Genomic DNA, 861 nt, shown 5'->3' with positions numbered 1-861 from the left:
GGCTGAACGGCGTCGTCGACCCCGCCCGGCTCGCGGCGCCGGACGGCCCGGTGGTCGAGGGCGGAGCCGCCCACCGCGACCTGCTGGACTCGGTGGACCGCCGGCTGCGCGGCGGCGCGCACGGGCCCGACCACGAGCAGCTGCTGCTCGACTTCCGACTGCTGGTCTGCGACGACCTGGCCGGCAGCGGCTACTGCTATCTCGGACCGGGCGGCCGAGTGGAGCTGCTGGCGGCCACCTCGCGCCGCCTCGCCACCCGGCTGCTGACGAGCGCGCTGCTCGCCGTTCCCGCCGGCACGCCCGCCACCGTGCGGGACCTCACCGCCGAGCAGCAGTGGGCGCTGGACGTGGGGTTCGCCGCCGGACTGGAACTCGAACCCGACGGCTACCTGTGCCTGCGCGGCATGCGTCCGCCCTCGCCGTACATCCCGTCCGGCACCTACCTGTGAACCGCCGCGCCTCGGGCCGGTGGCGCGTGGGCGGGCCGAAGGGCCCGAGAGGTCAGCCGCGGACGCCGCAGAGGTGCAGCAGGGCCGCCACCTGGCGGTAGGGATCGGTCCGCCCGGCACGCTCCTCGGCCGCCATCAGCTGCTCCCAGAGCGCGCCCTCCGGCACCTGCGACGCGTCGTCCGGTGCCTGGTCGGTGAAGACCCGCACCCCGTACCACTGGTGCAGGGGGGCGTTGATGCCGACGAGGCTCGCGGTGAGCGCGTCGAGCCGGTCGGCGCGGGCGGTCAGGCCGAGCCTGTTGGTGTACGTGGCGTCGTCGAACGCGGCCAGCGCCCGCGGCCAGTCCCCGGCCTGTCCCGGCCGCATGGCCAGTGCGGCGGCGTTGCGCACCAGCAGCGACAGCAGGCCGCC

Annotated in this window: 2 pseudogenes; one reads left to right on the top strand and one right to left on the bottom strand. The window is 76.2% G+C overall.

Going from position 1 to position 861, the window contains the following annotated elements:
- Positions 1-449: pseudogene (locus tag ACYVE9_RS28820) on the top strand (GNAT family N-acetyltransferase); the annotation flags it as partial.
- 52 nt (positions 450-501) lie between these two features.
- On the opposite strand, the pseudogene ACYVE9_RS28815 reads toward ACYVE9_RS28820, so the two are convergent.
- Positions 502-861 (bottom strand): annotated as a pseudogene (locus tag ACYVE9_RS28815) (SAM-dependent methyltransferase); the annotation flags it as partial.

The sequence above is a fragment of the Streptomyces sparsus genome (genome assembly GCF_054776295.1).
The sequence above is the reverse complement of the archived record's forward strand: the minus strand, read 5'-3'. Positions and strand labels throughout refer to the sequence as shown.